This is a genomic window from Exiguobacterium sp. s39 (assembly GCF_018618925.1).
Lineage (GTDB): Bacteria > Bacillota > Bacilli > Exiguobacteriales > Exiguobacteriaceae > Exiguobacterium_A > Exiguobacterium_A abrahamii.
This window is the reverse complement of sequence record NZ_JACSNA010000001.1, coordinates 2,017,273-2,038,862: the sequence shown is the minus strand read 5'-3', so window position 1 is coordinate 2,038,862 and position 21,590 is coordinate 2,017,273. Positions and strand designations below refer to the sequence as shown.

The 21,590-nt window shown below is 44.6% G+C and carries 20 protein-coding genes; 14 read left to right on the top strand and 6 right to left on the bottom strand.

Annotation, left to right across the window (positions count from 1 at the left end; translation table 11 throughout):
• Nucleotides 1-152: 152 nt before the first annotated feature.
• Complete coding sequence (locus KNQ11_RS10580; protein WP_214724076.1) at nucleotides 153-692, top strand: hypothetical protein; 540 nt, start codon at nucleotides 153-155, stop codon at nucleotides 690-692.
• 112 nt (nucleotides 693-804) lie between these two features.
• On the opposite strand, the gene KNQ11_RS10575 is transcribed toward KNQ11_RS10580, so the two are convergent.
• Both KNQ11_RS10575 and KNQ11_RS10570 read right to left on the bottom strand, forming a co-directional pair.
• Nucleotides 805-3,135 (bottom strand): bifunctional diguanylate cyclase/phosphodiesterase, encoded by a 2,331-nt coding sequence (locus KNQ11_RS10575; protein WP_251139653.1) that lies wholly within the window; start codon nucleotides 3,133-3,135, stop codon nucleotides 805-807.
• Nucleotides 3,136-3,271: 136 nt separating this feature from the next.
• On the bottom strand, nucleotides 3,272-3,715 hold the full coding sequence (locus KNQ11_RS10570; protein WP_214771595.1) for a hypothetical protein: 444 nt from the start codon (nucleotides 3,713-3,715) through the stop codon (nucleotides 3,272-3,274).
• A 238-nt stretch (nucleotides 3,716-3,953) separates the two neighbouring features.
• Between KNQ11_RS10570 and KNQ11_RS10565 the strand changes: the two genes are divergently transcribed.
• Nucleotides 3,954-4,772 (top strand): tyrosine-type recombinase/integrase, encoded by an 819-nt coding sequence (locus KNQ11_RS10565; RefSeq protein WP_214724072.1) that lies wholly within the window; start codon nucleotides 3,954-3,956, stop codon nucleotides 4,770-4,772.
• Here the strand turns inward: KNQ11_RS10565 and KNQ11_RS10560 are convergent.
• Together KNQ11_RS10560 and KNQ11_RS10555 are read right to left on the bottom strand one after the other, a co-directional pair.
• Entirely contained in the window at nucleotides 4,753-5,583 is an 831-nt protein-coding gene (locus KNQ11_RS10560; RefSeq protein WP_251133275.1) for a tyrosine-type recombinase/integrase, read from the bottom strand. The genes KNQ11_RS10565 and KNQ11_RS10560 overlap by 20 nt on opposite strands.
• Nucleotides 5,583-6,017, bottom strand: a complete 435-nt coding sequence (locus KNQ11_RS10555; protein WP_029342674.1) for a sigma factor — start codon at nucleotides 6,015-6,017, stop codon at nucleotides 5,583-5,585. The genes KNQ11_RS10560 and KNQ11_RS10555 overlap by 1 nt, the downstream gene beginning before the upstream one ends.
• A 505-nt stretch (nucleotides 6,018-6,522) precedes the next feature.
• Between KNQ11_RS10555 and KNQ11_RS10550 the strand changes: the two genes are divergently transcribed.
• The 6 genes from KNQ11_RS10550 (at nucleotide 6,523) to KNQ11_RS10525 (ending at nucleotide 13,552) form a co-directional block, all read left to right on the top strand.
• Nucleotides 6,523-8,478: a DUF1430 domain-containing protein gene (locus tag KNQ11_RS10550; protein WP_214771592.1), complete on the top strand. Its 1,956-nt coding sequence runs from the start codon at nucleotides 6,523-6,525 to the stop codon at nucleotides 8,476-8,478.
• Nucleotides 8,475-9,086, top strand: a complete 612-nt coding sequence (locus tag KNQ11_RS10545) for an ABC transporter ATP-binding protein (RefSeq protein WP_214724064.1) — start codon at nucleotides 8,475-8,477, stop codon at nucleotides 9,084-9,086. Before KNQ11_RS10550 ends, KNQ11_RS10545 begins: the two co-directional genes overlap by 4 nt.
• A 744-nt stretch (nucleotides 9,087-9,830) precedes the next feature.
• The gene (locus KNQ11_RS10540) at nucleotides 9,831-10,256 is read left to right on the top strand and encodes a hypothetical protein (protein WP_035410480.1); all 426 of its coding nucleotides are present in this window, start codon (nucleotides 9,831-9,833) and stop codon (nucleotides 10,254-10,256) included.
• A 71-nt stretch (nucleotides 10,257-10,327) separates the two neighbouring features.
• Nucleotides 10,328-11,785, top strand: a complete 1,458-nt coding sequence (locus tag KNQ11_RS10535; RefSeq protein ID WP_214724062.1) for a hypothetical protein — start codon at nucleotides 10,328-10,330, stop codon at nucleotides 11,783-11,785.
• Nucleotides 11,786-11,789: 4 nt separating this feature from the next.
• Nucleotides 11,790-12,440, top strand: coding sequence for an ATP-binding cassette domain-containing protein (locus tag KNQ11_RS10530; protein WP_214771589.1), 651 nt, complete (start codon nucleotides 11,790-11,792; stop codon nucleotides 12,438-12,440).
• Between the two features lie 35 nt (nucleotides 12,441-12,475).
• A complete protein-coding gene (locus tag KNQ11_RS10525; RefSeq protein WP_251133276.1) occupies nucleotides 12,476-13,552 on the top strand; it encodes a hypothetical protein in 1,077 nt (358 codons plus the stop codon).
• Nucleotides 13,553-13,674: 122 nt separating this feature from the next.
• Here KNQ11_RS10525 and KNQ11_RS16920 read toward each other — a convergent pair whose 3' ends face one another.
• The gene (locus KNQ11_RS16920; protein ID WP_256443266.1) at nucleotides 13,675-13,806 is read right to left on the bottom strand and encodes a hypothetical protein; all 132 of its coding nucleotides are present in this window, start codon (nucleotides 13,804-13,806) and stop codon (nucleotides 13,675-13,677) included.
• Between the two features lie 79 nt (nucleotides 13,807-13,885).
• Between KNQ11_RS16920 and KNQ11_RS10520 the strand changes: the two genes are divergently transcribed.
• The 5 genes from KNQ11_RS10520 to uhpT all read left to right on the top strand — a co-directional run bounded on the left by KNQ11_RS10520 (nucleotide 13,886) and on the right by uhpT (nucleotide 19,242).
• Nucleotides 13,886-14,557 carry a response regulator transcription factor gene (locus KNQ11_RS10520; protein ID WP_214724058.1) on the top strand — a complete coding sequence of 224 codons (672 nt, stop codon included), beginning with the start codon at nucleotides 13,886-13,888 and terminating at the stop codon, nucleotides 14,555-14,557.
• Entirely contained in the window at nucleotides 14,554-15,939 is a 1,386-nt protein-coding gene (locus KNQ11_RS10515) for a sensor histidine kinase (protein ID WP_214771576.1), read from the top strand. Before KNQ11_RS10520 ends, KNQ11_RS10515 begins: the two co-directional genes overlap by 4 nt.
• Nucleotides 15,940-16,034: 95 nt before the next feature.
• Complete coding sequence (locus KNQ11_RS10510) at nucleotides 16,035-16,811, top strand: DUF3919 family protein (protein ID WP_214724054.1); 777 nt, start codon at nucleotides 16,035-16,037, stop codon at nucleotides 16,809-16,811.
• Complete coding sequence (locus KNQ11_RS10505; protein ID WP_214771574.1) at nucleotides 16,808-17,797, top strand: ABC transporter substrate-binding protein; 990 nt, start codon at nucleotides 16,808-16,810, stop codon at nucleotides 17,795-17,797. Before KNQ11_RS10510 ends, KNQ11_RS10505 begins: the two co-directional genes overlap by 4 nt.
• 35 nt (nucleotides 17,798-17,832) lie before the next feature.
• Complete coding sequence (gene uhpT, locus KNQ11_RS10500; RefSeq protein ID WP_214771571.1) at nucleotides 17,833-19,242, top strand: hexose-6-phosphate:phosphate antiporter; 1,410 nt, start codon at nucleotides 17,833-17,835, stop codon at nucleotides 19,240-19,242.
• 46 nt (nucleotides 19,243-19,288) lie between these two features.
• Here uhpT and KNQ11_RS10495 read toward each other — a convergent pair whose 3' ends face one another.
• Complete coding sequence (locus tag KNQ11_RS10495) at nucleotides 19,289-19,735, bottom strand: hypothetical protein (protein ID WP_214724048.1); 447 nt, start codon at nucleotides 19,733-19,735, stop codon at nucleotides 19,289-19,291.
• 208 nt (nucleotides 19,736-19,943) lie between these two features.
• Here KNQ11_RS10495 and KNQ11_RS10490 point away from each other — a divergent pair, with 208 nt between their 5' ends.
• The gene (locus KNQ11_RS10490) at nucleotides 19,944-21,470 is read left to right on the top strand and encodes an FAD-dependent oxidoreductase (RefSeq protein ID WP_214724046.1); all 1,527 of its coding nucleotides are present in this window, start codon (nucleotides 19,944-19,946) and stop codon (nucleotides 21,468-21,470) included.
• Nucleotides 21,471-21,590: the final 120 nt, after the last annotated feature.

Below are 21,590 nucleotides of genomic sequence, written 5' to 3'. Positions count from 1 at the left end.
CTCCAATTTAGTATCTATATTTTTTATCTCTATGGCTGTAGATTATTAATAAAAAAGAATGATTTTATTAATAAGGTTAGCTTTGTAATCAAATTAATACGTGTTACATTTTTCATAACATAGTAGTTGTTCTGAAAAGGATGGTGGGGAAATTGAAAAGTAATACAAAAAAATACATAGGAATCGCTATGATCATAGTTATTGTTATTGCACTAGTAATTAATTATATGTATCCGTATAGCGCTTTAAGTGTGAATAAGAAAATTGAAGTAGATCAAAATAAAACAACAACTCGTTATATGAACAATCTAAAAAAACTGTCTGCAAATGTTTCAACTCTGTCAGAAAATCAATCATACAACGAAAAAATAAGTGCTCAGGTTGAGAACGTTCTCGCTTCTTCAACATTGAAAAAAGAAGAAATTAAAAAATCGGACTTACTAAAATTATTGAGTGAGATGAACGATTTAGTCAAAAATATCGGACATCATGTAAGATATCAACCGGAGTACTTCAATGAAAATCAGCGATCTTACCTCATAGAATTAAAAAACCATCTTCAAGTGAATTCATACAATACAAATCAAACTATCGAAGATTCTTTTTCTAGTAAAGCAGATATCAAAAAATCAATTAATGAGTTATATATAGGTATGAATCAAGATATTGAATTGTTGTTGATGCTTGGTTAATTTATCAGTACTTATAGAAAAGCACCTGGATATACAGATTCAGGTGCTTTTCTTATTATAATGGTAAGGTGATTATCAAAAAAGCTTCACTGCGGAATTCATGGTTAATAAATTAGGCGCTTCCGTTCGACCGCAACATGTTTACATATCCGAAAAAATCATCTTCTTTTAGTGGTCGACTGAAATAATAGCCTTGGAAATAATCACAACCTTCACGCGCAAGCCAGTCTGCCTGTTCAACTGTCTCTACTCCTTCAATCAAGACCTCCATTTCTAAGTTATGACCAAGTTGGATCATCGATTGAACAATCGCTTGTTGGTTCTTACCATCAAATAACGAACTGATAAATGAACGGTCAATCTTCAATAACTGAATTGGTAATGAACGAAGTTGTTTAAAGGACGAGTAACCAGTACCGAAGTCGTCAAGGGAAACACGAATACCGAGTTCCTGTAGTCGTGCTAATTTTTCATAGGTAGCCGTCTCATACGATAAGGCGGCGGACTCCGTGATTTCGAGCTCGAGGTATGCTGGATTCATTCCTGTCTCCTCGAGAATTTTTTCGACGCGACGTAAGAACTTTTGACTCGCGAACTGAAGTGGGGAGACGTTGACAGCAATCGAAAACGGTTCCGGTGTCAAGTCTTGCCACGCGACCCAGCGTAGGCAGGCGGTACGTAACACCCAGTCACCTAGGGCATGAATCGCTCCGGTATTTTCAGCGATTGGAATGAATTCTGCCGGTGAGACGAACCCAAGCTCATCGTGCGTCCAGCGTGCTAACACTTCAACACCCGTCATGCGTTCCGTAGCTACTGCAATCTTTGGTTGATAGACGAGCTCGAAGGCTTCTGCTTCGAGTGCCTCGGTCATGAATTTTTCGATCTGGACGGTCCGTAAGATATCGTTTCGATTCTCGACCTTAAATTCCTTGATCGTGTTTTGCGCTTCAGTAAACGAAGCATGTAGTGCTAGTTTTGCATACTCGATCAGTTCTTCTGCTGTTGTTGCGTCTTCTGGGTAATGACTAATCCCAGCGCGCATCGTCAGCGTAATGACCGTTCCATCGATATCGAATGGTTGCGATAAGGCAGTGTAGCACTTCTCAGCTTTTTGAGTCGCCAGATGACTGCGTTCGTCAACGAGGAGAACAAGGAATTCCGATGAATCAAGACGTGCCAGAACATCACGCGCGTGAATCGTTGCTTGTAGACGTTCTGCAATCTGCAGCAATAGACTCTCAACACCTTTATGTCCGAGCATATCACTCAGAGAACGCCAACGGTCCATACTGAGCGAAAGGCAGGATACCGGAATTCCTTGTCTAATCTGTTCTTCGATGAAGAGCGTGATCTTGTCTCGATTCGGTAAATCCGTCAACCGGTCATGAAAGGCAAGGTGTTCGAGTTGCTGCTGAGACGAAACTTGATCCGTGACGTTGCGGAAGAACCATAGTGTCTGATTCAAGTTCTCTCCTTTTAGCGGATGATTGACGACTTCAAGGATACGTTCGTCGACGTGTAGCATCTGTTTCGTATGATCGGGTACATCAAGACGTAAAGCTACGTCATGCTCCGTTAAGTATGGATGACGTTCCGGGAAAAAATCATGGAACAGCGAGTTCGCATATTGGATTAGACCATCAGGATTCGTCGTGACGACACCATCTTCAGTGGATTCAAGAATCGTCGCTTGGATGAAGTCACGCTTACGTAACTGGAGGTCAAACAAGACGGAAGCGAAGAAGACGATGAATAAAAAGAGCGTGACGATTGAAACAAGTGTCAACAGCATCGCTGGTTCGATGACTTGATCACTCGTGAATGATGGAATCATCTGAAACTCTAAACCGAGCATCCCAACGTGATGCATCCCGGAGATCGCGATGCCCATGATGAGAGCAAAGAAGACTTTCGTCTGTACCAGCATCTGTTGTTTTGCGTAACGCGAAAAGAAACCGATCCAGAGTGCGGTCCAAGAAGCAGCAATCGCAATCAAGATCGAGAGTAAGACGTACCCAGCATGATACTGCAGGGTCATTCCCTGTAAAGCAGCAATCCCGACATAATGCATGCCGGCAATCGCACTTCCCATCAAAAAACCGCCAAGAACGAACGATTCACGGGACATGCGGCGGGCGACGAGATAAAAGCCGAGGATACATCCTGTCATCGCGATGATGACCGATAGAAAGACGAGCGGGAACGAGTAGGTCGCATCCTTCAAGGTACCGTGACCAAGCATCGCGACGAAATGCATCGACCAGATACCAAGACCTAAAATCGATCCACCAGCAATCAACCAAAGATGTTTCGAACGATCGGTCGCCGTTTTGACGCGTCCCGAGAGTTCAATTGCGATATAGGCGGATGTTGCAGCAATCAGATAAGATAACGTGACAAGTAAAAAGTCAGTATGAGCATGCATCGTATGGTTTGGCATGATGGATGGAGTCACCTCGGCAGAGTGGAATGTTTAATCGAATGGTAAAGGTGTAATCTAGATACCCTTTTTCATTCAATCATATACATTTTTTTCAAATAATATCTGCAGGTGAGGAAACATCAAAGCATATCAATTATAGATGAAGACCGACGAGGATTTTATGATCCATTAATTTCGTATACTGAAGCGTATGGAAAAACGGATTTCCGAAGTCGCATGGTTGAAGATGGACATGAATCATGTGATAGCTGTAAGACAAGTTGGGGTTTGCCTTTAGCAGATTCAAAATCGTCTGTTCTTGGGATGCTGGGCTGATGTCATAGATATGAAACGAGATGATGTTATGACGGATGCGAAACGGGGCAATCGTGAGGGTGAACGATTTATGATGGGCAAATCGATGTTCTGTTGAGACGGTCGATCCGCTAATCACGAGTTCATGTGGGGTGATGCGTAGTTTCGGGTGCCAAAAATCTTTAAATTCGGTTGCGATGATGTCGCGCAAGTCTTCTTCCGTCACATACGTCGTGACGAGAATATCTGTTGGATTGCCAAGATAGTCGTTATCCGTATTCATATGTAAGCTCCTTTATCGATTAGTGGAGGGAATCAATGCGCTGTCGTTCAGGGTAAAGAAAGGTATGCTTTTTCTCCTGATCTGCAGAACATAGATTCAATATGATTGTAACTTTTTTCCTTATTTTTGTTTTTCGTTCATTGATTGTTTAGGGAAAGCGATTCTTGATATTTCATCAGAAATCAATCGTGTACTCCATCGGCTGTCATGTCAGTCCCTACAAAAGGAGGAACCAGCTATGACCCACTATGACTATCTCGATCAGTATTTATTGACCGACTGCTCGCGGTCAGCTCATACGATCAAAGCATATCGGAGTGATCTTCGGCAAATGCGTTTGCATCAAATCGATTGGTCAGTCGCGTCCTTACGACGCTACTTTCACTGGATGAAAGCACATTATAAGCCGTCGACGATCCTGCGACGGTATCATGCCTTACACCGGCTCGGAAATGTCCTCGTTGAGCGACGACGGATCAAAAAGAATCCGATGGTCGAGATCCGTCCGATCGTCCATCAACGTCTTCAAGATGAGACCTATTATGATAGTGAAGAGTTGATCCCCGTAATTCGACAGATTCAAGATCCAACCTATCGCCTCTTCTTCGAGGTGCTCAGCCAAACGGGCCTCCGCTTCATGGAGGCCCGTTTGTTGACGGTGCAGGATTTTGATTTAGCGAAGAATGAACTGTATGTTCGTCACGGCAAAGGTGGGCGGACACGGACCGTTCCGATCGGAGAGACCCTTTGCGAAAAGATCGTTCTGTTTCTAGCAAATCGTACGACCGGCTATTTGTTTCAATCCGTCACGGAACGGATGATCAATGAACATGCGGCAAGGAAGGCGCTTCGCGAGGTCGGATTTACGTCCTTAAAGCGTCACGTCCGTCCGCATATGCTCCGGATCGCCTATGCGACCTATCTCTATCAGCAGGCAGGGTTGAAGTTACTCGATATAAAGCGTCTGCTTGGTCACGCCAGCATCTCGACGACGGAAGGATATATCCGTAGCCAGACGAATCACGTCCGGGACGTTCTTAATCGTCTGTCCGCTTGAGGCGATTGACTGACGTATGGGCAATATCGTGCAATGGTAAAACGTAGTGTTGGGTCGTCCGAACATCGCTGTGACCGAGTAAGCGCATGATCGTCAGAATGTCCGTCTGATGCACGTGATAAAGTGTCGTCGCGAACGTGACCCGGATGTCATGCGGTCGCAGGATCCGTCCGAGACATCGTTCACTTGCTTCTTTTAAGACACGACGAAACTTTGCCGGATTGACCGGTCGTCCACTATCTTCACAAAACAACGGCAGGACATCAGGACGGATCGTCTCGATGTAACGCGTCAGGACATCACGCAATGCATGATGCAGCGGAACTTGACGTGATTGATCGCCTTTACCACTCCGGACGAGTACCTGATCGCGCGCAAAGTCGACATCTGCGAGCTGTAAGTCACGGGCTTCCGAAAACCGCAGTCCCGTGTGCAGGAGAAGAAAGCTAAAGGCGTAGACAGCCTCGTCACGAATCGTCTCGAGGACACGGTGGACGTCGTCATACGTGAAGGCAAGTCGTCGGTAGGGTGCGGGAACTGGTTTTTTGACACGCACCAATGGATTCGTCTGGAGCGAACGTTCAGCGACCAGTTGATCGAACAGGATTGAGAGAGCATGCAGTCGTCGAGCGGCAGTTGCTGGAGCGTAAGTATCGCGTAGGAACTTACCGTAGCGTTGGAGCGACGGAACATCGATCCGTTCGACATGGCGACAGAGATGCCGTACATCCGAGCGATAGGCTTTTTTCGTCAAGGGACGATAGTCCGCCTGTTCGATGATCGCAAGTAAGCGTTCTTGATAATAGGTCATCATCCGAGGAGGAATTGGACTTTCTGCCGGAGTTCCGACTTCAATGAGCGCAGTCGCGCCGGGGAGTAACCGAGCGTCTCTTCCGTGCCGTGCATCAAGGCTTCGAGAAACGTGTACTCTTTATTCGACAAATCCCGTTTGAGTTCGCTGAGGAGATAATGAAAGGAGACGTTCGGGGTCCGAGGGAGTTCCGGCATCGTCTCGACCGCGACTTCAGTCGCAAGCGTCCGGTTGCGGGTCGCTAAGTAATCGAGCATCGCCCCTTTTGCCCGGATCCGGGCGAAGGTGACGGTCATGACCTTTCCTTCTTCAATTGATTTCCAAAGTCGTAGTAGGGCAGCTTGCCGGCATTCATCATGTTCGTTCGGGTGGATCGAGAGGCGGGACAGGAGGGAGTTGACGAGGGGAATCCAGTTACGTAGTAAATCGTTCATGGGTATCCGTTTCTTCAGATATGCATATCTGTTATGTATTCCGCGGTAGTTTTAGTATAAGTAGAGTTATCCGCTGGGCGCAACGCTCCATTTCTTCAATCATGCCAACGGTTTCTTTAACTTTCGATGAGCGTAAGCTATGTGATTTCCCATCCTTCCGTCCATTCGCTTCAGATAAACCCGCATTCTAGCGCGATCGCTTTCAGGATAACTCTACTTATCCGCTGGGGTGTTCGGAAAAAAAGAAATCAGTATCGTTCTACCAATCGAAAGATAGGGAGTAAGTCATGGGAGAAAAGAAAATTAAAGAAGCGATCTTCCTAATTCGCTTATAGTTCTTAGATTCCTAGTCGCAAAAGAGAAGCGAAGCTGCTGATTTTAAGGAATAGATGGCTATTGTTTTTAAAAGACGCGTTTTGTCGGATGGCTTGATAAAATTACATCTTTTGGTTATTCATGTTTCAAGGTAATCTGAACGTATTACTAAAAGATGGGAGGGAACCGGATGAAACGCTTGAAGTTAATGATTCTAACCGTGATGGTGTTTACGAGTCTGTTCATCATTGGAGAGAGTCGGATGCTGACACTTGAAGGATTCGCTGAATCATTCGTGTCGACGACGATCTATCCGAATCCGAAGATTTCGGAACAACAGATGCTAGCAGATATCGAGCGAGCCGCGAAGAAACATCAAGTCGATGTCTTCACTTATGAAGAGACGCCTAATCAGACGTTCTCAAGTACGAAGACGATTTACGGAACGGTGGGTACTAAAGCGATGTTTGCTACCCGCTCAATCCAAGAGCAGGTCTATCAAAGCGTCTTTCTCGGTGATATTACGTTCCAGTTCAAGCCGTTATCCGAGCATCCTGCCGTTGCTTATACACCAAACTTTTACGGGATTGGTTCAGCTGCTGCCGTAAAAGCGTTTAAGATGGAGTTGATTGATACATACGCGGGGAATCATCCGCAACCGGGTTATAACGAGTCAGCAGAACTGTACCGTATCTTAGGCGTATTCGCTCTCGTCGCGATCATCACCGTGTTACTGACCTTCTATGAGCTGGCTGTCGTCAGAAAGGAATTACTCGTTCGTCTATCGATGGGCGAATCGTTAGCGCGATGGGTAACACGTTCGATTCTGATGGACTCCGGCATTTTGTTGCTTGCGTTCATCGTTAGTTTTTTGACACTCCGTTCGTTCACACCGATTGATCCATACCTGATGCTGTTCAGTGGTTTGATGGTTGGATTACTCGTCGTCAACGGACTGGTCTATCTTCGATTGCGACGTTTGACGATCAAAGAAGCGTTCTCAAACGGTCAGCGGTCGAATAAGTTACTTGTCTTTACATATGGCATGAAATTCGCAACAACCTTCTTGACGATCTTGATGCTCTCAACCAGTATCACGGTCATCGCTGAAGCCGTGACAATCTATAAACAACGGCCGTTCTTTGAAGCGAAGAAAACCTATTCGTATACCTACATCGGTCACAAAGTAACCTCTCCGCACTATTTGGACGAGAAAAGTTCCGACATCGCGGAACGAATCCAAACGGAACTGTACACACGCTTTTATGATGACTTCAAAGTGACATTGAGTACCCCGATTAATAGCTTCACGACGGCAGACCAACCGACTGTCTTGATGAACCGGACAGCATTTAATGAAGTGGCCGGGCAATTTGCGAATAGTTCTTCCGTCTTGAAGCATGAGCTGACGTTCTTTGCACCCGATGGGGTATCAATTCCAGCGAAGTCGACCATTGATAGTGGACTTCGTGAACTCGGACTCGGGGCGTATCTCGCAGATTCCTACCCGGTCGTCCATTATAAAGAAGATGTCGAAACCGTCGCGATCGATCAAAATCTTACTAGCGGGAGTACGCTCATCAATAATCCGTTACTCATCGTCGTCAATGAAGCAAAGCAACCGAAAGCATTGAAACAACTGTCGAATGTCTTACTCGCTGACGTCATGTATGAGCTTGATCAAGGAGCCTTTCAAGACTATGTGGCGGAGAAACAGATGACAAATGAACTCGTTTTGCAGACGAATGCGTGGGAGAAGTATCTTGGCATCTGGGAAGCAGCGAAACGATTGATGAATATGAACCTGATCTTTGTCATTCTGATTCTTAGTCTGGAGTTACTCGTCATCTGGACGGTGCTACGACTCGAGTATCAAGTGAACGCAATTGAGTTGTCGGTTCAAAAGGTGATGGGATACAGCATTTGGCAGAAAAACCGACGCCTGATCGTATCGACGATGGGGATTACGCTTGTCAGTACACTGGCTGTAGCGCTTACTGCCTATATCCTTGAGTTTTCTTCACCCGGGCTACTGTTAGCTGGCGGAGGATCCTTACTAGTGGCAGAAGGCGTCTTGCTAATTTGGCTGATTCGAAAGATTGAACGGGCAAATGTCCAGCGCATTTTAAAGGGGGGAAATCTATGATTGAAATCCGGCAACTGAGCAAGTCGTTTCAAGGGAAAACCTTATTCGAAAACCTATCGTTAACGATTTCTCAGGGCGACTTCGTCATCTTTTCCGGTCCAAGTGGATGCGGGAAGACGACGCTGCTTAACATGATTGGGGCGCTAGAGCCGATCGATACCGGAACGATTGTCGTCGACGGAAAGGATATCACGAACAAGCACAATCAACTGGCATACTTTCGGACGAAGCTTGGCTTCTTGTTTCAGAACTTCGCACTCGTCGACCAAAAAACGGTTCGGCAGAATCTCGAGATCGTTCAAAAACGCTATCGCTCCGGTAAGACGATCGAAGAAGTGCTGACTGCTGTTGGATTAAGCGACAAAATCGATCGAAAAGTCTTCATGTTGTCAGGTGGGGAACAGCAACGGGTCGCATTAGCTCGATTGATGCTGAAGCAGTGTGACATCATCTTAGCGGATGAACCGACGGGCTCGCTCGATCAAGTGAATGCTGAGCGGGTGATGGCGCTCTTACAAGAGTTGAACGATCAAGGAAAGACGATCATCCTCGTCACGCATGATGAAGCGATTAAACAACAAGGGAAAAGGCTGGTGGAGATAGGATAACGGAATGAACGATTCGCTGTTGTTGATTGGAGTTGTTCTAGTACTTTTTGTAATCAATCAAGTCTAAAATATTTGAAAGAAGTAACGCGTGAGCATTTTTTCGCTTGATTGATCGTCAGATACCTCTCCTTTTTAGGGAGAGTTTTTTTCATTAGAAACAGAAAATAGATTTCAAAAGTAGATTGATGTTATTTGAAACACAGCGATGGAATAAAAACGGATAAATTTTGAATTGGTCGGAATCCGTGACAAAGAAGGAATCGTCAAATGAGATGGATAGGGCTCATCATACTCGTCATGATCTTGGTGTTGCTCGTCCCTATTTCAAAACCATGTCAAATACTAATTACTAAAAAACAATTTACAGCAGCAAAAAAAGAACTTTTCTTTTATGCGAAGGCAAAGCTGTATGATTGCTTCACCATAAGAGAAAATGGTAAGTCTGCAACGAATTGATGACATTCATTTAAGGCATTAGGAGTGACTTTTGGTTCCATAATGGGAGGCTCTTTTTTATTTATAGTTATCCATTGCTTGTCAGAAGAAAAAGTTTAGCACCATTACTAAAGGGTGTTTCAAAATAATATATAAAAACAAATAAATTATAAGGTAAATAAATGATGGTAGAAAAACGAAAAATGGAAATTTTTTTCTAATTTGATGGTTGTTATCTGAAAATTTATGATAGGATTTTTACGAAAGGGTAAGTGTAAAAGGAAATGAAAATTTAGGAGGAAATGTAAAATGAAAAAAGTACTTACGTTAACTGCAGTATCGACACTCGCTTGTACGCTTGCTTTCGCACCTCAAGCAGATGCTTACCGAGCGACCAAAACTGTGAGCAGTGTCACGTCAAAAGCAGATTTACCTTACTTCTCTGATTTTAGTGGCTGCGGAAATTATAAAGCCTATAGCTCTACTACACGGACAGGCTTTAAAAGTTTAAAGCACCACGTCACATTTACGACAGTTGGAGGAAGTGTTTCATTCTCAGGTGCCGGCGTTAGCGGTAGCGGAACAAGCCCAGGGTACACGAAATCAACAAAGAGTAAATCATACTATAGTTCAGGAAATGTGTGTGGTAGTGGATTGACACTCTATTTAGGGATGAACACGACTACACATGTGGATTATAGCAACCGAACGTATACAGCTACTGCAAAGATTTGATCATTCGAACATAATTTAATCATTCCTTTTACACTAACCTTTCGTATTATGAACAGGAGTATCGAAACCATATGAAAAAAATAATCCTTATTTGTATCAGTTTTTTATTCATATTAGCTGGTTGTAGCCAAGGTGAAACGTTCATCAATCGAGATATACATAATTCAAACTTAGTGAAGACTGCATCTTCTTATCTAAAAACATCAGATGGTGGCTCTGTCTTTGAAGTAGATAGTCAGTTTAGTGAATCTTCAGCTATTAAAAATAACAGTACCTATCGTTTTCTAAAAAAGAAGTCAAAGAACTATTCGATTCAAAAATGTAATGAAAAGAGAAACAAGTTTTATTGTGACTTGATTGTTATGCAAATTAACGGTGAAGGTACATTGAATAGCAAACAAATTTCAAAAATCGACTCATTTTTTGATCTCTATTTTTTATACGAAACTGCAAATTCAATCAAAGAAGTCAGCATGATTCAAGACATAAAAGAGCATATTCACCAAATGAGAAAACCCGTTCAAGGTGATCAAATTGAATATTTATACTTTACACTCCTATCGCTTGAACTTGATTCTAATATAAGCACTTCTCTGACAAAAGAAACGATAAAAACAATCATTGACGAATACTCTAGTCAAGATTTGATGGATCCAAACCGTCCTATCTTGTTGTATGCAGCATTAAAATTAAACGATAGTCATAAATGGGGAATAAAGTTAGAACGTCTCCAATCTCTCTATCAGAATGAACAAAACCAAATCACACTACTATTTTGTGATGAAATCACATACTGGATACAATTACAAATTGTCGAGATGGTTATGGAGAACGATGCAGGAAAAAAAGCATTCGTAAACTTATTGAATCAAAATAAACCTTACACTAGTTTTTATCATTCTTTAGACAGTATTCGAAATCTGTATCTGATGTCTAACTTATTTGCTAGTAATAAATTGAAACATACAGAACAATACATCGAGGTGATTAATTCCCGCCTCGATACCCTCTTAGGAAGCGAAAAGAAGACGCAACAAAATTTGTACTTCATATCTGTCATAGATCAAATTTTAAAAAATGAAAATCGAGATTTGAGTGAGTTTCCAGATGTGAATTGTAACGATTTGAACAATCTATCGGAGAGATATTATTGTGGGAAAAACCAAGATGAAAATGATCTTTTTAATGAAAAGAATTTATTAGAAGAAAACAAATTATTAACAAAATTGTTGATTTATGATAGCGTTACATTGACCTCTTCACAGAAAAAAGAAGTGAAGTCATTATTTCCAACTGTCTTGAAATATGATGGGAAAGATGATTATGTCGTTTTGAATGTGTATAGCAGTATGATCACGGAGCATGAATTAAAAGTGGATACTGAGAAGATCAAAGAGCGTATAAAAGAGAAAGAATGCGGTCTTGGTTATTGTGAGAAAGCAGGAAACTATTCATTCGAAATGAGTGTCTATCTGAATAATATCTTAAATATTTTAGAGGGTGACGAAATTGCTAGGAGGTTTCGATGATTCGATGATGTCAATAAACGTAAATAACGTAAGTTTCGGCTATGGAAATCAAGAAATTTTAAATGACTTTTCTTTAGAAATTCAAAAGCCAGGCATTTATTCACTATTTGGTAAAAGTGGTTGCGGTAAAACGACTTTGATTAACATCTTGTCGTTGATACAGGCTCCTACGCATGGAGAAGTAGTATTGTTCAATCAAACGCTAGATTTTTCGAATAAAGAAAAGATTGATGAGGCGCGTAAACAAATCGCTTATTTCTTTCAGGATTTAAATCTCATTGAAGCATTAACCGTGCGTGAAAATCTCGAAATCATATCGTTGATTAATCATCAAAATATTGATGAAGAAAGATTAAAGCGATACAGTGAAAAAATCGGAATGTCGAAGAAATTAGATGTACCTGTCAACAATCTTTCAGGAGGAGAACGGCAACGGGCTGCTTTCCTAAAAGTAATGATTTTTGAATACAAATTGATTTTGCTAGATGAGCCAACAAATAATCTAGACAAAGAAAACATTGAAATGATCATGGATTTATTAAAGGAAATTAAGTCTGATAAAATCATCTTAATCGTTACGCATTCTAATTATGTAGTTTGCCAATCGGATCAAACATTTAACTTCAATGAATTGAATAGAGGAATTGCAGTATGAAAATGACCGTTTTTCATTACATGAAGAAGAAGTATATGAAACAGCTAAAAAAATTGACTACATTAAATTTTCTCCTTATCATTTTACTGTTATTTTCTGTTTTTACAATTTTTATATCAACAGAAAATATTCGAAATAACATTTTAAACAATGAGCGGCTTTCCATGGTACTTATTAACGGATACACTAAAAACGGTGAGTTTACGTACGATACAGAAAAGATAAAAAAGTTGGATAATGTTAAAGATTTGTCGTACGAATATGAGATTCCATTATCGTATTCAAATGGCGACGGTGAACAGGATTTCATGAACTGTCTGACGCTAAATCCAACGACACGAGATGCTATCAACTATCATAAACCGGTCAAAGGAAACGAAATCATTCTACCTGATTCATTTAAAGGGAACACGTTGAAGTTCACGGATATGGAGAACAAACCACTATCCTTAAAACAATCCTACTACGAAGGGTCAGGTATTTTCTTTTTAAAGGATAAATGTTATCTAGCACCTCAAACTAGCGCGAAATTAGCTGAAGAAATAAGTAAATCAGATAATTATTCTAGTGCTAAGTCGTTGTTAGTCAATATTACGAAAACAGAGTATATCTACGATTTTGTACAAGATTTTAATAACATGTTTGATGAAGAAAAAGCATATGTATACTATCAAGCGGAAGGATTAGAAAAACTTGTAACAGGTTCTAAAATGTCGATGTATCTGTTGATACTCTTCCAAGTAGTGTTACTTGCTATCGTCTTTATCTTCTATAGAAATAGTTTAAATGCACTGATCAAAACACTAAATAGAGACTTGTTGTCATTGTATATCAACGGGTTATCGAGTAAAGAAATTTCTCGACAATTTTATTCAACCATCGAATCCATGAATAAAAAAATATATCTGTATTCCTATGCTCTGATTGCATTATTTGCAGTAGGGATGTGGAAATACATGGGAATTCAGCCACTTCTGATAATGGTCGCTGGATTAGTCGTTCTATTGTCACTCTTGATTGTGTTGAACAAACGATTCGTGAAGCTATTGATTACTCGGAAAATGAAGAAAGAGTTGTCTAACGACAACATCGTGTCCCAGTTGAGAAACTGACGTTGTTACACATACCGTAAGAGATAGAGTAGTTTAACATTTTATTTTGTAATGGAATAAGAAAGTTTTTTGATACCCTTTGGTCATTTAATGATCAAGGGGTATTTTTTATGCTGATACGATCATTGAGGATGGATGTCATCAAAATTCGATTCTGTAGCTAAAGTTCTTTTGTCATAATCTGATAAGAATAAATCTCGAATCGCTTCAAATGACAGATTCATTGTCTGTAATATTGTTTGTTGTTTTTGCATTTGTTCTCTCGGTGTGATTGCAAACGATTTCATGATACGCTAGGGGACAGAAAAACCTGCCTAGAAAGAAGGAATTCCTATGCATATTCTTGTCATCGATGATGAGGCGAGCATCCAGCATCTCGTCAAACTTCAACTCGAACTCGATGGTCAGACGGTCGAGACGGCAGCCAATGGAGCTGATGCACTTGCCCTACAGGCGACACAAACCTTTGATTTGATAGTCCTCGATTTGATGCTACCGGATACGACCGGTTTCGAATTGATTCCAAAACTTCGACAGACGACGCCTGATTTACCGATCTTGATGCTGACAGCGCGTGATCAGATGAACGATAAGATCATCGGGCTACAGCTCGGAGCGGATGACTATATGACTAAACCGTTTAACGGAACGGAGCTCGTCTTGCGTGTCAAAAACCTGTTGAAACGCACGAAGACGGTCGCGCCACCAGTGCCTGTCGCGACCGACCCGTTCTTATCTGTTGATTCCGAAGAACGAGTCATTCGGCTCGACGGTCAACCATTGCCACTGACGTACCGGGAGTATGCATTGCTCGCACTCTTCCTGACGCATCCGAAACGGGTCTTCGAGCGAGATGAACTGCTCGAACAAGTCTGGGGCTTTGACTTCTCGGGTCAGACCCGAGCCGTCGATATCATGGTCCAGCGCTTACGGAAGAAACTCGGAGCGCAAGGCGAACGAATCAAGACGATTTACGGTGTTGGCTACAAGTGGATCGACGCATGAAGCTACGCCAAGTCATCACGGAAAACTTCGTCTTGCTCCTCGTTCCGGCACTGCTCGTCCTCTTCTTGATTCTCTATGCCTTCATCCAATCGAACCTATATGAGAACGCCGTCGAGTCCGTCCAAAAACTGAGTCGGGAAGCGGAGCTCTATACGATGAACTACCTTGCAAGTGAAGAGACGGACTCGCTCGCCGATACGGCAGTCCCGATTGCTTCCTATCTCGCGGACCGATTCGATGCGCGCGTCCAACTGTTTGGACCAAACGCAGAACTGCTCGCTGATTCCGAACGCGATCAATTGCCGCTTCTCGCGGGAGACATCGATCAAGCGTTAAAAGGGAAGTCGAGTTATCTCTTTCTGAAAGAAACCGATGTTCCGGTGTTGTTCTTCTCGAGTCCGCTGTATGGCAAAACGGACGTCATCGGCTCGGTCCGTTTTCTCGTCGATCTGCGGACGGAAGCCGAACTGCTGCGGCAATTCACCTATGTCTTCACTGGCGTATTTCTGATCTTGATCGTGATTGCTGTTTGGACAGCGCGTCGGATGGCGAAGACATTGATTGGACCGATCGATGATTTACGGAGCGTCTCGCACGCCTTGACGAAAGGACACTATGCAAACGTGCTACCAGCGTATCCATATGAGGAATTGAACCGACTGGCGGCTGACTTTTCGACGCTGGCTGACGCGATTCAGCACAACATCGGACAGCTCGAACAACAACGAAGCGACCAACAGACGTTCATCGATCACATCACTCATGAACTCCGGACACCGATGACGGCCATCATGGGCTATGTCGAGTTGATCCCCAAGCTACCCCCAGATGAAGCGGCGCATTGTTATCACTACATCGAAGTCGAGAGCCAGCGCTTGTTACGACTCGTCTCGCATAATCTCGAACAGGCGAAACAACAGCGCAACGAACGTCACGTGACGTCGACGATGTTCGCGCTCGACGCCTTGCTTGCCGACGCCTTATTCATCATGCAATTGCGTCTTAATGGACAAGGAATTGAAGTTGAACAGGATGTTCCGTCAATCTACGTGCTCGGTCAACCGGATCAGACGAAACAAGTCTTGTTGAATCTTCTCGAGAATGCCGTCAAATACAGTGACGCGATGACGGTGACGTTTTCGACCGTCAGTACAGATACGACCCTCCAATTCATCATGACGGATGATGGGATCGGTGTTGATCCAGCAGTGCTTGCCGAATGGGAGAAGGAGCAGCATAGTCTGACGACGGCGAGTGGGAATGGACTCGGTCTACCGCTCTGCCGGCGTCTGATGCAGGAACAAGGTGGCGATTTTGAACTTGAAAGTGATGTAAGCGGCACACGTATCACATTAACTTTTCGATTAGCGAATCAGACTTAATGTAATCGCTTACAAATGATACATTTACGAAACAATTCGACCGGATTTACGAAACAATTGCCCCGTAATCTAAGAATCAAGCAAGGAGAGGAATCATGAAAGCATCGACCATCGCTTATCTCTTCCTGATGGGCATCTTGTTTGCCCTCGGTCTTCTTTTGCTTCAGCAGACGGTCTTCGGACGCTTACACGTCCTTGATGGACCGAAACGACTGAATGCTTCCGATGACTCGCTCCCGACCGAGTTGACGTTACGTCACCGGGCATGGGGGGAGCAGACGGTAGAAGACGGAACGGAAGTCCAGCGCATCACGACGCTATTGAAGCAAATGAAGACGGTGACAAACGGGACTTGTCCGGCGGGAACGGCGACATTTAACGGGACGCTCCGTTTCTTAAACGGAACGACGTGGACGTTCTCGCTCGGAGAAAGTATGACGCTAAATGGAAAATGTGTCGCAAAACGTCCTAGCACCCAAACGACGTCACTGAAAGCACGATTCTTGAACGCCTATCACGAACCAGAACAGCTCGCGCATCAGTTCGCTGAGGGGGAAGTCGTGACCGTGTATGCAGCAGGACGTTCTCGTTCTTTGACTGCACGCGAACGAGAAGACGTTAAGCGTCGCCTGACGCAAGCAGAGCCGATGACGGACTATGAAGAGGTCGGTCAAGCGCTCGATGCCAGTCAGGGACAGCCGCGCATTCTCAAGCTTCAGCGGTTCAAGAATGAGCAGAATACGCGTGCCAACTTAATGAATATTACTGTGTATGAGACATTGTTCAGCGTCCAGTACATGGATGATGACAATGGAAACACCTTCTATTTAAAAGGACAACTCCTGCCGACCGGGAAGGAGGCAGATCGATGAGAAAAGGAATGCTCTTCTTGCTGAGTATCATTTGTCTCATGAGCATTTGGATCGTCCGCAACAATGAACAGACGAAGCAGGGGACAGCCGCGCGGGAAACCGTTCCGCATTTGACGGCGTACGTCTCTGCGAAAGAGGATATCGGTCGCGCCTTGCTGTCGTCATATTGTGAGCAGGCGGGTTGTACGTATGAGTTCGTGCGCCTGTCGACGGAAGAACTCGTCCGGCGTGTGACGAAGGAAGCGGATCATCCGCGCGCCGACGTCATCATCGGCGGAACGTGGGATGCTCACCAGACGCTCAAGCAACGCGGGTTGTCGACACCGTTCCCGAGCGGCATGGATCAAGCGGAACTACAAGATCCGGACCGCTACTGGATCGGCTATGAAGTCGAACGCTTAGCAATCGTCATCAATACAGACGTTTGGAACGAGCGGTTCGGGGCAGCAACTTATCCGAAAACGCTCGCTGACTTGACGGCGAAGCGATATCAGAACGAGTTGATTTTGCCGGATCCGAATCATTCTGGTACCGGTGCGACGATCCTGCAAGCGGTCTTTGACGGATACGGGACGAAAGCTGAAAATGTCTTACGCGAGCTCATCGAGCGAACGCGACTATTCACGGCGAACGGTTTTGCACCGACGTCGTACGTCGCCAGTGGGGAAGCGATGCTTGGGGTCAATTTCATCGGGGATCAACAATCACTGCGCGAGAAGTATTATCCGGTCAAAAGCATCCCGCTCGATACGTACTCGATCAACGCGATCTCAAAGCTGAAAGGACGAACGCAACAAAAGCAGGCGAACGCCTTCATGCGTTTCGTACTCTCGGCGGACGGTCAGGCGATTCTGAGGAAGGTCTCATTCGGTACGCCGACCTATGCGATCGCGAAGACACAACCGATCCAGCAGAACGTCGGGCAGGACATCGTCGCCGATTACCGCGACTACCTCCGTCGATTCAATCAGCTCCAGGACAAATGATGCGAAGACTCTGATTCAGATAGGGGAAATGGAAGATGGGCTTCTTCAGCATCAAAAAATTGCCGAATGCCGGCATACCAATCGAAGTACAACGGAAACAATGGTTACAACAATTCTTAAAGGCATTCTTAGTCGTCTTCTTCTCATATATGGCGATGTATCTCATCCGAAACAACTTCAAAGCAGCGCAACCGCTCTTGAAAGAAGAACTGGGCTTTACGACGACGGAACTTGGATATATCGGCTTCGCCTTCTCAATTACATACGGAATCGGGAAAACGTTGCTCGGTTATTTCGTTGACGGGAAAAATACGAAACGCGTCATCTCGTTCTTATTGATTCTCTCGTCCTTAATCGTCACCGCGATGGGACTCTTGATGAGTGCCGGCGGAAGTCCGGTCGGTTTATTGATGGTTTTATGGGGACTCAGTGGGTTCTTCCAATCGGTCGGGGGACCATCGTCGTATTCGACGATCGCCCGCTGGACACCGTTTGAAAAACGTGGACGCTACCTCGGCTTCTGGAACGTCTCGCACAACATCGGTGGAGCAATTGCCGGTGGTCTCGCACTGTGGGGAGCGAACGTCTTCTTCAACGGAAGTGTCGTCGGGATGTTCATCTTCCCAGCTGCAATCGCGCTCATCATCGGGATCGTCGGTCTATTCATCGGGAAGGATGATCCGGAGGAACTCGGGTGGAATCGGAGTGAAGAAATCTTCGAGGAACCGATCGAACCGGAAAACATCGCTGCTGAAAGTATGACGAAGTGGCAAATCTTCAAAACGTACGTCATCTCGAACCCCTGGATCTGGACGCTCTGTATCGCGAACGTCTTCGTTTATATCGTCCGGATCGGGATTGATAACTGGGCACCACTCTACGTCACGGAACACTTGCACTTCAGCACAGAGAGTGCTGTCAATACGATCTTCTTCTTTGAAATTGGTGCGTTATGCGGCAGTATGATTTGGGGTTACGTGTCCGATTTACTCAAAGGACGCCGGGCGCTCGTCGCAGCGATCTGTCTTTTACTGACGGCCGTCGCGGTCCTCGGTTATCGTTACGGTACGAGTGAACTTATGATTTACGCGTCACTATTTGCACTCGGTGCGCTTATCTACGGACCACAGCTCTTGATCGGTGTCTCGGTCATCAGCTTCGCACCAAAACAAGCGACGACGGTCACGAACGGGATGGTCGGTACGTTCGGTTACTTGTTCGGTGATTCAATCGCAAAAGTCGGTCTAGCAAAAATCGCTGATCCGGAGACGAACGGTCTAACGATTGGTTCGGTTACGTTACACGGCTGGAGCGATACGTTCATCATCTTCAATGCGGCGTTACTGTTCGGTTTGATCGCCCTTGCGATCGTCGCTGTCGTCGAGGAGAAAAAGATTCGTCGCCTCGGATTGCTAGAGCGTCAAGCGGATAAGTTGAGTTCGTAACAGACACGAGCACCCTCGCCTAATGTAGGAGAAGGTGCTCTCTTTTTTAATGAGACAAATAAGCAAGCAGCAAACCTTCTTCAAGTTTAACGTGACGAATCGAGCGGTAACGGGCATGACGGAAAGGAAGATAGAAGGAAAGATCAACAGTCAGAAGTCGATTTGCATAACGCAGATAAGGAGGACGAATGAGGTAGGTTTCATTAAAGGATTCGGTATCATGAGGACAGACGTCAAAGACTTCGAACGTGACGGTACGTTTATCGACTGCCCGCAATTGAAGCGTCAATTCGACTGGTAAGTCACGCTCTATACCATAACGTATCAATGGTACAGCGGCTTGAATGTGAAGATGCGTCGGTCGAATCGTGACACAAATATCTGTCAGCTCTGGAATTTCCTTTGTCAGCGCACTTGCAAGGTCGTATTCATCAATACTTGTTGCAAGCGTAAAACGACGAAAGGTTTCAATTATATGGCGCCCCAGTTTCATGAAGTAAATTCCTTTCTTATGATTCTTAACCTTAGTATAACTAAAATTTAACCTAATTATCCCATATTGTATTTTGTTAAAGTAAATTAATTCCTCTTAATTAGCGTTATTGTTTAAAAACAATACGATTTCTGCATGTTTTTGCGTCGTTCAGGGAACGATTAACCATGTCGATCTGTTGGTTTTCTTTTTTGAAGGGAGTTTTTTGATGCCTTACTTATCCGGATTTCCGTCGTCTTATTGGAAACAAAGCGCACCTGCTACTTCATATCCCGCTCTCAATCAAGATGCTAAGCATGATGTTGTCGTCATTGGGGCTGGGATTGCTGGACTCGTCACGGCCATGCAATTGACGGAACGAGGATATGACGTCGCGGTGATCGAAGCAGGTGACGTGGCTGCCGGTACGACGGGTTATACGACGGCTAAAGTTTCCTCACAGCACGGTTTGATCTATGACACGCTGATACGCACCGTCGGCGAGGAGTCAGCGCGACTATATTATGAAGCGAACGAGGAAGCGATCTCGTTTTTACGTCATCAGGTGGAACGACTCGACATTGCCTGCGAACTTGAAACGCAAGACGCTTATCTCTACGCGGCAACATCAAAAGAGCAAGCGATGGAACGGGAAGTCCGTGCCTATGAACGGTTGAGATTAAACGGTGGCGAAGCAACGGAAGAAGTCCGAAGTAAGTTGCCATACGATGTCAAACGAGCTGTCGTCCTTCGCGATCAAGCGCAGTTCCATCCCGTCAAATATCTTCAAGGACTTGCGCAACAAATCGTCCATCAAGGTGGAAAATTGTATGAACAGACACGTGCTATATCACTCGAGTCGAATCGCACCCCAACTGTCATCCTGGAAAACGGTCACCGGATCGAGGCGAAGAAGGTCGTCATCGCGACCCATTTTCCGTTTCATGACTTCAAGGGCTTATACTTTTCAAAACTCGAAGTCCATCGCTCGTATATCGTGTCGGGTCAGGTCGACGAGGCGTTTCCGGACGGGATGTTCATGAGTGCCGATCAACCGAGTCGTTCTTTACGTCACACGCGAACAGACGATGGTCGTCTGCTTGGTCTGTTCGGTGGCGAGAATCATTTGTCCGGTCACGAGACGGAGACGATGCAACGGTATGAGCATCTTGCTGACTTTGCGAGAAGTGAGTTCCATGTCGAGGCGTTCGAGCAGTTTTGGTCAGCGCAAGACTTGATCACGCTCGATAAGATTCCCTATATCGGACAGATGGCGGCGAATGACCCGAACGTGTTCGTTGCGACCGGCTTTGCGAAGTGGGGGATGACGAACGGTATCGCAGCCGGACTGTTGCTGAGCGATTTATTGACGGGAACACCTAATCGTTTTCGCCATTTATTTGACCCGACCCGTTCGAAGCTAAAAACGAAGGATGCAACTCAGTTCGTCAAGAACAACGCGGACGTCGCCATTGAGCTCGTCAAAGGGAAGCTGACCAAAGCACGTCGTCATGCTGACGAGTTACAGCCAGACGAAGGAGGACTCGTTACTCATCACGGGAAGACGGTCGGTGGATATCGCGATTCGGAAGGGAATCTTCACCTCGTCTCGACGACTTGTACCCATATGGGGTGCGATACGAAATGGAATGAAGCAGAACGGTCATGGGATTGTCCGTGTCATGGTTCACGATTTGGTCCGACAGGAGAGGTACTAGAAGGACCAGCCGTCAACCCACTCAAATCAATCGATTAAGCAGAGGCACTTGTCTCTGCTTTTTTATTTTTAAAATAATTCGGAGTCGATTTATAATATGTGCTATAATTACCTGGTAATAAAAATATTTTAGTGCTAAACAATTAGAGTGCCGCTTTT

Coding starts and splice junctions, on each gene's coding strand:
- KNQ11_RS10545 (WP_214724064.1), top strand. CDS start 8,475: ATGATTGAAATCCGGCAACTGAGCAAGTCGTTTCAAGGGAAAACCTTA.
- uhpT (WP_214771571.1), top strand. CDS start 17,833: ATGGGCTTCTTCAGCATCAAAAAATTGCCGAATGCCGGCATACCAATC.
- KNQ11_RS10525 (WP_251133276.1), top strand. CDS start 12,476: ATGAAACAGCTAAAAAAATTGACTACATTAAATTTTCTCCTTATCATT.
- KNQ11_RS10515 (WP_214771576.1), top strand. CDS start 14,554: ATGAAGCTACGCCAAGTCATCACGGAAAACTTCGTCTTGCTCCTCGTT.
- KNQ11_RS10510 (WP_214724054.1), top strand. CDS start 16,035: ATGAAAGCATCGACCATCGCTTATCTCTTCCTGATGGGCATCTTGTTT.
- KNQ11_RS10540 (WP_035410480.1), top strand. CDS start 9,831: ATGAAAAAAGTACTTACGTTAACTGCAGTATCGACACTCGCTTGTACG.
- KNQ11_RS10530 (WP_214771589.1), top strand. CDS start 11,790: ATGATGTCAATAAACGTAAATAACGTAAGTTTCGGCTATGGAAATCAA.
- KNQ11_RS10490 (WP_214724046.1), top strand. CDS start 19,944: ATGCCTTACTTATCCGGATTTCCGTCGTCTTATTGGAAACAAAGCGCA.
- KNQ11_RS10565 (WP_214724072.1), top strand. CDS start 3,954: ATGACCCACTATGACTATCTCGATCAGTATTTATTGACCGACTGCTCG.
- KNQ11_RS10560 (WP_251133275.1), bottom strand. CDS start 5,583: ATGACCTATTATCAAGAACGCTTACTTGCGATCATCGAACAGGCGGAC.
- KNQ11_RS16920 (WP_256443266.1), bottom strand. CDS start 13,806: ATGCAAAAACAACAAACAATATTACAGACAATGAATCTGTCATTTGAA.
- KNQ11_RS10570 (WP_214771595.1), bottom strand. CDS start 3,715: ATGAATACGGATAACGACTATCTTGGCAATCCAACAGATATTCTCGTC.
- KNQ11_RS10495 (WP_214724048.1), bottom strand. CDS start 19,735: ATGAAACTGGGGCGCCATATAATTGAAACCTTTCGTCGTTTTACGCTT.
- KNQ11_RS10505 (WP_214771574.1), top strand. CDS start 16,808: ATGAGAAAAGGAATGCTCTTCTTGCTGAGTATCATTTGTCTCATGAGC.
- KNQ11_RS10520 (WP_214724058.1), top strand. CDS start 13,886: ATGCATATTCTTGTCATCGATGATGAGGCGAGCATCCAGCATCTCGTC.
- KNQ11_RS10550 (WP_214771592.1), top strand. CDS start 6,523: ATGAAACGCTTGAAGTTAATGATTCTAACCGTGATGGTGTTTACGAGT.
- KNQ11_RS10535 (WP_214724062.1), top strand. CDS start 10,328: ATGAAAAAAATAATCCTTATTTGTATCAGTTTTTTATTCATATTAGCT.
- KNQ11_RS10555 (WP_029342674.1), bottom strand. CDS start 6,017: ATGAACGATTTACTACGTAACTGGATTCCCCTCGTCAACTCCCTCCTG.
- KNQ11_RS10575 (WP_251139653.1), bottom strand. CDS start 3,135: ATGCCAAACCATACGATGCATGCTCATACTGACTTTTTACTTGTCACG.